Source organism: Bacteroides coprosuis, from assembly GCF_020741705.1.
GTDB classification, from domain to species: domain Bacteria; phylum Bacteroidota; class Bacteroidia; order Bacteroidales; family Bacteroidaceae; genus Bacteroides_E; species Bacteroides_E coprosuis.
This window is the reverse complement of record NZ_DYYK01000128.1, coordinates 1-7971: the sequence shown is the minus strand read 5'-3', so window position 1 is coordinate 7971 and position 7971 is coordinate 1. Positions and strand designations below refer to the sequence as shown.

Here is a 7971-nt window from a genome sequence, read left to right as displayed (position 1 = left end):
TTTTAGATTTGTACAGAGGGATAACAGACTCTAAAAATAGTCTTAACACCTTGCAATACCCTTACTGATTTAGGAGCCAAATGAGCATTGACAATAAAAGAGAGTGGCTAGCCACTCTCTTTATAAAAAGGTATTTGTTTTTTACGATGCATTTTAAAGCCAAATAGAACCAGCTTCGGGGTCTATGTCCCCATAAAAAAGAATCTTCAAATCTTCAAGAGCTTCTTTTTGAGTAATAGAATAGGCTTTAGCTATTGATTCGAGTAACTTTTTGTCGGACTCGGATAAATCTTCTATCGCTTCAGTTTCTAGGTACTCCATTTGATCTGCATAAACGACTACCGGAATTTTGATTTTTAAATCCCAATGATCTCTTTGTCTTTGGGCTAGACTAGGAGCATAGAAAGGGGAAGCTTGTCCTTTAGCATCCCATTTAGATTTTGCCGCATGCATTAACTCTATATTTAATACAAACTGTTTTCGGGGTTTTAAAAACTTAAAGTATCCTTTCAATCCGATAGGATTTTTATCCCCAATTAATTTAGCTCCTTCGTTGTGCCTGTTTTTATCCCAAGGGTCGGTATCGCAATAGAAGTATTCAAACAAGGTTGCAGGGTTGGTATCGTCTTTTTCGCTTACTCCATCAAAAGTGTTTTTAATATCTCTTGGAATAAAGAAATGCTGATGAATTTGATCTTGACCATTTTCTACAAACTCTCCTGTGATCTCTTCTCCCTTAGCATTATAATACTTTATCCATAGGGCATACACATTTTGTCCTTTGGCATCATGAGGGGTACTTCTGACATTGAATTGCTTAGCACTTTCTGCACTGGGGTGCCATCCTTTCTCGGTCTGCTCAATTGTTACTTTCTGAACTTTATTCAGATGTACAACACCTTCTATCTCGGGGTTTTGATGAAACTTATAAGTTCCATGCAAATGCCCTTCCACTAAAATTAATTCCGCTTTTACTGGGTCTTCATGATCTTTGTTTAAAATTTCATTACTAGGAATATCTGGATCTTTGCTGCATGAAAACATTCCCATACTTGCTACCATCAAAAAGGCAGTCATCACTTTCATAAATTTCTGTTTCATTTTATGATCTTTTTAAAATTAAAAACTCCATATACACACCATACGGATATCGCGTCCAGTATCATGTGCATAGTATCTAAATCGATTTGTATATTCTTTGTATTCTTTGTTTAAGAGATTGTTTATCTCAACTAGAAAGGTCATTTTATGCTTCTGTTTGAAGTCTATATTACCTTCTATTTGCAACCCCAATAAATGATAAGCAGGGGGAGTAAATGGGATCAGGTCGGTAGCTGGATCAAAACGTTTTTGCTTAGCTACATACTTATGTTTCAATGTAAAACTTACTTTATGGAAAAGAGGGATACCCGATAATTCATACCCCAAAGTTTGTAGCCAGTGAAAGGATGGGATATAGGGTAAATATCGTCCTGTATTCTTCTCATTGGCCCAAATCATACTCGCTTTATGGGTATAAGTTAGGGATGAAAAAGGAGTAAATGATAATTCTGCATCTATTCCCCTAAAGAAACCATCTACTTGCTTGTACTTAAAAACAGGATAAGTACCCGAAACGATAGTCATATAATCTTGTGAGGGCTCATCGTAGATGTAATTATGAACCCACTGCAAATAACCATCTATAGAGAGCGTGAGAGGCTGGGTTTCATAGATGAAAGAGCTAATCCATTTGGTACTTCGTTCGGGTTGGAGTTGGCTATTCCCCACAACATAAATTCCCGAGGCATGATCTAGTCCATTACTATACAATTCGTGTACATGGGGAGACCTCCACGCTAGCCCCAGATTGGATACGAATCGAAGAGGACGACTTATCTGATAAGCACCTCCTAGATGATAGGTGGCATTCGCAAATGTTCGTTTACCTCCGTATCGTTCTCCATACGAATCAAAGCCATCGGCTTTACTACTTTGTCTGTCAAACCGAATACCTGCTTCGGCACTCCACTTCTCCCTCAAAAACCTTTGAATCAAAAACGTACCCCAATTCTGTTGTGTGTAATTGGGTATGATAGGAACAACGCCTGTACCTGCTTTATTGGCGTTATCTGCAAAGCCTGTATATATTCCTACCTCTGTTTTTAGATTTCGAGAGGGAGAATAAAGCCAACTCAAGTCCAACTGACTGGAAGATAGATCCAAACTCAAAGAGGGGATATGCGATAGATTATTTCGTCTAGCATGAAACTCATCTCTATGATCGGTTTGATAAGAGTATTGAAAGTGCAATTGGTTCTTTGTATTGATGTCCCAATCAGACTTTACTCTAAAGATCTGGTGGATTACCTGCTGATAAGGATAATCAATCTTTCTGGTAAAAGGCTCTATTTCCAAAGGACGACCAATCTTTATTCTCTCCTTGAGTAACTCAATGTCTCCCCGTTGGGAAGTATATAAAACTCCTGTTTTGGAGTCGTATCGGCTATAGAATAAATCGAAGGAAACATCCCTCTTTCTATATCCTAGAGCTGTAGAAAAGTCATACTCCCGCACTCCCGTATTATTTAATAAATACTTCGCTGTTTTACGATCGCCACCATTGAGTAAGGTTCCTTGTACCCTCCAAGCAATAGATTTAGCAAAGGGCAGAGAACCATCTAGGTATCCTGTAAGGGCATATCGTTTCCCATTGCTTCCATAACTAGTCGATAGATTTCCTCCAATCTTCATCCTATTATAAGGTAGCTCTTTGGGTTCTAAGCGTATCATCCCCCCTAAAGCTTGAGAACCATAACGAATAGCATCAACACCTTTTATAATAGTTACAGAATAGGCATTATTCATATCTATTTCGGGAGCATGATCATCTCCCCAAGCTTGTCCCTCTTGCCTAACCCCATTATTGATGATCAGAATTCGGTTGCCATACATCCCTTGTATTACAGGTTTAGCCACAGTTGCTCCATTCTGAATGAAGCTAACTCCTTTCATCTTTTCTAAAGATTCGGCTAGAGATTTTCCTAGATTTTTACTGAGTTCGATACCCGTTAATGCTTGTGTTACAGAACTTCTTGCAGCGGTTTGCTTACTGCTGCTTACCACAACTTCCTCAAGAAGATTTTGCTCTAATTCAAGGAAAACAAGAAGCTCTTTTTTACCCCGAAAAGAAGAGATCTCTCTCGGCTTATATCCCAAAGAGTGGATATGCATCACGTTATCTGTGGGGGAAAGTTCAATAGTACATTCTCCTTTTGCATCGGATACATACACCTTATTCTGGATTTGAATAAGAGCTTGCACGATAGGATATGAGGAATCCTTCTCTACTATTTTGATCTTTATTTTTTCTGATGAACGATTGGCATATAAAGAATGAGAGCATAGGCTTCCTGATATCAACAGGAGCATGCTGATAAAATATATTTTCATTTAAGCATAAGAATTCTAAACCACTATTAACCGAGTGGCTTTATTAAAATATTAGAGTTGTTTTATGGATTGAAGAATTCCGTCTACCGATAAAAACGGTAGATAAAATCTATGAACAGCTGATTAAGGCTGATTTATTGAATAGAAGAGAGAAGTAGAGGAGGTGCTCTTAAAAAGAAAGAAGTAGGGGTATCACTGTGGATCTCATCTAGTGATATCGTAAATTCTAAGGAGAGAATGAGTGTGCTGATGCTTAAAAAAAGTTCTTTTTCGAGAGTGAAAAAAGTAAGAAGCATATCACAGATAGCACAATCTTCTTCTGCCGAAACTAGAGTTGTTTGGCCATTGATGATGGTATTGTAATTCTGAACAACGGCAAAATCAGCATGATGATGAAATGTTTTCATCATAAAAAGAGGAAGTAAGGCAAATAGAAGAATATAAGCTTTACTTCTTCGTAAATAGTCTGATTTTTTCCTTGTGCTCATTCCTAAATCAATCGCGTAAACCTAGTTAGAATCAACTTCAAACAAAGCTACTATTTATTTTAGAATGAACAAATACCCAATACTAGGTATTTCAATAATTTAATATTTATAGATCTCTTAAACTCTTAGCTACTCGATCGAATGAGCTGTTTAGATGGCTATCCTAACTAGCATCCTTCTCACTTTTATTATTTTTTTGCTAAAAAAACTTTGCATAATTAGTGGTTTTTTATTGAAAGTATTTATTTTTGCCAACCCTTTGAAAGAAGGAGAGTTATAACCCTATTTATTTATATATCAGAAAACGATATGAAAAGAAGATTATCTATTTTAATGCTAATCTGTGTGTTTATCTCTTGTAGTAAAGATCACGATCCTATCCATACGCCTATCCCTCAGTCTCCCTCTCAAGAAGAGGAAAATCCCCATGCTCCCAACCAAGAAACGGTCGAAGTTACTTCGGAAGATATGAGTGCTTATTTTCTGTTTGATACTTCGAAAAGCATTGCTGTGGCTTTAGATCAAGCTCAAAAAACCAAAGAGCTAAAGCTGATTCATAAAAAGAAAATTCAAGTAAATAAAGTCCAAGTGATTCGTCAGGATGAGCAAGAAGGAACCTTTGAACTAGCTGTTCAGGGTTTGGTAAATGGTACCTCTTTTGATGAAGATTTCGCTTTTGTTGGCTTTGCAAAGAAACCCGACACCTATTATTTAGGTAGTCGTAGTTATGCTCAATGGAAAGTAGATGAAGATGTGTACTTAAAAGAATTCGATTTAGAAGGACTTCTTACGGGTAAAAAAGAGGATTTATCTCGATATACTCTGACTTATCTCAAAGATTTTATCTCTTTTTACTCTTTTGATTCATCAGGAACAATTTACCCTTTTTCGGAAGAGGAGTTGAACGATATTGAGGTTTCCGACCTGAGTTATGAAGCTGGATACCTTCAGTTTACTACTCGTTACAAAGGAGTGAAGAGTCTGTCTGCTACTCGTTTGCCGATGGATAAAAAGAGGTATTATGCCTCCAAATTAGGGATTAACAAAGCCTTTGTAGCTACTTATTATATGCATAGGGTCTATCAAAATCTAGATGTATTCTATTCCCACCTACTTACTTTTGATTTCGACAAATACGTTGTTGAGTTAGTGGGTGATAGCAAATCGCTCAACAGTCAGGATAATAGTTTAAGTTTTACAGTGCGCATATCCTTCCGTGAAACTCAAAAAGAGTTGGTTGAAGTCGAGAAAACCATTACAGGATTCAAACCCTTGGGCGAGTTGAAAAAGGATTTGTTAATCGCTTCTTCTGCCGATTTGCAAGAACATATCAAGAACCTGATACAGCGAAATCCCAAAGAAGATCGAATGGCTTATCTCTTGAAGAGCTCGATAGGCAAGTGGATTCAGAAAGCTCAGATAGGAAGAGTGGACAACGGTCATCTCTTGGATTGGGTGGAAGTGCAAGTTCCTGGAGGCAGTGTAATGGCTTTGGTAGAAGATGCCAATCTTCCCGAAATGGAGAAATGGATCTACCTAGAACGCCCCATATTCGAGTTGATCTCTTATCAGTTTATAGAACGTAATCTTTGGGTAAAGGTGAAATTAGCTGCTGCCAATGAAGTCGCTCTTGATGATGTGGTTTTTGAATTTAGAATTCATAATGTGAAAAGCGAATAATTAAGATGAGTACTACTCATAGAAAAGTAAAAAGGATTTGACTCAGTCAAATCCTTTTTACTTTTATCTTCTTACTTCTCCCCACTCAAATTCCCGATGCGGTGGTCGAGTAGCATAGTAAATTTGTCGAAGTCCATTACGGAAGACATGGATTGCTCTATGGTAGTAACTCCTATAATTAATTTATTGAACTCGCTCGATTTCACTTTACTGCCGTGATAGATATCCATCACTTTTTGTTTGCAGAGCTGGAAGCCGAAAATGCTTATCATATCTAGCTCTCCCAGAGAATTGAAATCGGATATTTTAGGAGGATTCTCCTCATACAGATTGCTGAGGATACCATTATACTCTTTTAGGTTTTTATCGCTGTAGTCATCACTCAGTATGAGGTGTCTCAATTTGCGAAAGGCATTTTTAGCCAACTTTTGGGTGTTAGTCATATCATATTAGCTTAGGTTTTACAAGAAGTTTAAATCACATCTTAAAAATAGCTATAATAGTAAGAGGTTGAAACTTTTTGGCTTAAATCTTTTGGATAAAGGCAAAAAAACAACCGAAGTAGAACTATTTTACTTCGGTTGCATATTCTTATGAGTTGTTTTGTAGGTATTTAGATACCTTGCTAAATAGTCCTTTGGGATAAGCATCTAAATAGTCATCAAAATTCTGTTCATCTAAATTTGCTAGCCATTGCCCTATTTCTAGTGCATATTTGGTGTTGTAATAGTCAAAAAGCATAAGTTTAGTAAACAACCCTTGGGGATAAGCTTCTATATAAAGTTCGGGTTTGCTTTCTATGCTTGCTTCCATGAAAACATCAAACTCTTCATTGTGTTTGGGTTTGGCCCACTCTACTCCCGTGATGGGTTCATCAAAAAATTCATTGCAAATCAGTTGAACGATGTGTCTAATCTTCATTATATCCTCGGTGTATTCGTCTTCATCAGAAAGATATAAGATCCAATCTCCTAGTGAATACATCTCTTGGCATAGGGTAAGTAGCTTTTTTTGTTGTTTCTTATCTTTCGCCAAAGCCATTACCTTTTGAATTCCTTCTTGAAGAACGATCATAGCATTCTGATTGATGACATTCAGTCCAGGAACATCAAAATCTTCCTCAAAGTCTAGGTTGAAATCATCCTCAAAGTCCATGCCCTCAAGATCTTCCTCGGAGATGTCTGGTGAAGCTAGTTTGCTCACTTTAATATAGGTAACATGGGGCTCCAACTGTCCGTAGAACTTTAGGCAATCGTGAGGCGTATCGGGAACACCTGTATCGGCAGTCATAGCTTGATGGATCTGGAAGACATGCTCCATAGCCGCATCTTCTATATCCCCTCCAATGCAATCATGACTTTCTGTTTGGATGTCCATGGAGTCTGATGAAATTTCATTATCATCACTGATTCCTTCGGCGAGGTCCGATAGGAAATTAGTTAGGAGATAGGGGTGGAGTAGGTCTCCTGCCTCTTCTTGTATGGTTCTAGCTGTTTCTATTAAATCAGAAGCTAGTTCATGCATCTGTTTTTTATAGATGAGTGATGGTGGAGTCTTCATCAATTCCTGATTGACTTGTTCTATTTTCTCCAGAAAGGTCTGTTCAAACTTATATTGTTTCATGCTATTTATATTTTCATCTAAAAATAGGTATTCTTATTCAAGTGTATCTCTTTTTTTTCGTAAAAATACTAGATTGATTATAGATTTCATCTTTTTATTGCTGATACTTGTCTTTATTCCTTCAGTTTTGATGCTATCTAGTCTTTTTTATTGCCCGAAAGATAAATGTAGTAAAGAAGCACTGTGATATGCTTATTCTTTTTAGCTGCTGATAGTTGTCTTTATTGCTTAAGTTTACTCTTAAGCTAGTGACTTAATTTTCTTTAGTGTTATTGATATTCCTTTTCTGGTTGAATGTACTTTTTCTTTCGCTTGCCCGAAAGAAAAAGATACCAAAATGAAAACTGCGATTCAGAGAGAGCAGCGAAAAGCTTGCTTTTCAGATGCCGAACGTGAGCAGTTTGGGCGAAGCCAAAGTGCACCAGCAGGTCTCCAGAGGCTACCGTAGCATTGTTATGAGGCGCAAAAATTCCGAACTCGCTACGCTACGCCCCTTCCCGACGATGCTGGAAAGAGCCTTCGGGATCATTGCTTCGCTCGATTTAGATGCTTTGGCTTCTTTTAAATTAGTATATGTCATTAGTAACCAGTAAGTAACAGAGTAGGGAGTTTCATCTGCCGAAGATGTACGCAACAGACCGTAAGTACAGACCAGAGTTAAACGACGTAGTCTTGATTCTTTTTTTGTACTTTTTTCTTATCAAGAAGAAAAGAAGTACATTCTCAAACTAACGAAAGCAAAGAATCT

Annotated in this window: 6 protein-coding genes; 1 reads left to right on the top strand and 5 read right to left on the bottom strand. The window is 37.4% G+C overall.

The genetic code is table 11. The annotated features are described in order from the left end of the window. Positions 1-153 precede the first annotated feature (153 nt). The 3 genes from K8V80_RS07345 to K8V80_RS07335 form a co-directional block, all read right to left on the bottom strand. Positions 154-1101 carry a hypothetical protein gene (locus K8V80_RS07345; RefSeq protein WP_276776590.1) on the bottom strand — a complete coding sequence of 316 codons (948 nt, stop codon included), beginning with the start codon at positions 1099-1101 and terminating at the stop codon, positions 154-156. Positions 1102-1119: 18 nt separating this feature from the next. Then, on the bottom strand, positions 1120-3432 hold the full coding sequence (locus K8V80_RS07340) for a TonB-dependent receptor (protein ID WP_276776588.1): 2313 nt from the start codon (positions 3430-3432) through the stop codon (positions 1120-1122). Between the two features lie 134 nt (positions 3433-3566). After that, a complete protein-coding gene (locus tag K8V80_RS07335; RefSeq protein ID WP_157450730.1) occupies positions 3567-3920 on the bottom strand; it encodes a hypothetical protein in 354 nt (117 codons plus the stop codon). Positions 3921-4229: 309 nt separating this feature from the next. On the opposite strand from K8V80_RS07335, the gene K8V80_RS07330 reads away from it, so the two are divergent. Beyond that, on the top strand, positions 4230-5600 hold the full coding sequence (locus K8V80_RS07330) for a hypothetical protein (protein ID WP_276776586.1): 1371 nt from the start codon (positions 4230-4232) through the stop codon (positions 5598-5600). A gap of 71 nt (positions 5601-5671) precedes the next feature. Here the strand turns inward: K8V80_RS07330 and K8V80_RS07325 are convergent, their stop codons facing one another. Beyond that, positions 5672-6043 (bottom strand): hypothetical protein, encoded by a 372-nt coding sequence (locus K8V80_RS07325; protein ID WP_006745224.1) that lies wholly within the window; start codon positions 6041-6043, stop codon positions 5672-5674. Between the two features lie 148 nt (positions 6044-6191). After that, on the bottom strand, positions 6192-7223 hold the full coding sequence (locus K8V80_RS07320) for a hypothetical protein (RefSeq protein WP_276776583.1): 1032 nt from the start codon (positions 7221-7223) through the stop codon (positions 6192-6194). Positions 7224-7971: the final 748 nt, after the last annotated feature.

What these genes read in the sequence shown, in the direction of transcription:
- K8V80_RS07345 (WP_276776590.1), bottom strand. Translation starts at nt 1,101, where the DNA reads ATGAAACAGAAATTTATGAAAGTGATGACTGCCTTTTTGATGGTAGCA.
- K8V80_RS07340 (WP_276776588.1), bottom strand. Translation starts at nt 3,432, where the DNA reads ATGAAAATATATTTTATCAGCATGCTCCTGTTGATATCAGGAAGCCTA.
- K8V80_RS07335 (WP_157450730.1), bottom strand. Translation starts at nt 3,920, where the DNA reads ATGAGCACAAGGAAAAAATCAGACTATTTACGAAGAAGTAAAGCTTAT.
- K8V80_RS07330 (WP_276776586.1), top strand. Translation starts at nt 4,230, where the DNA reads ATGAAAAGAAGATTATCTATTTTAATGCTAATCTGTGTGTTTATCTCT.
- K8V80_RS07325 (WP_006745224.1), bottom strand. Translation starts at nt 6,043, where the DNA reads ATGACTAACACCCAAAAGTTGGCTAAAAATGCCTTTCGCAAATTGAGA.
- K8V80_RS07320 (WP_276776583.1), bottom strand. Translation starts at nt 7,223, where the DNA reads ATGAAACAATATAAGTTTGAACAGACCTTTCTGGAGAAAATAGAACAA.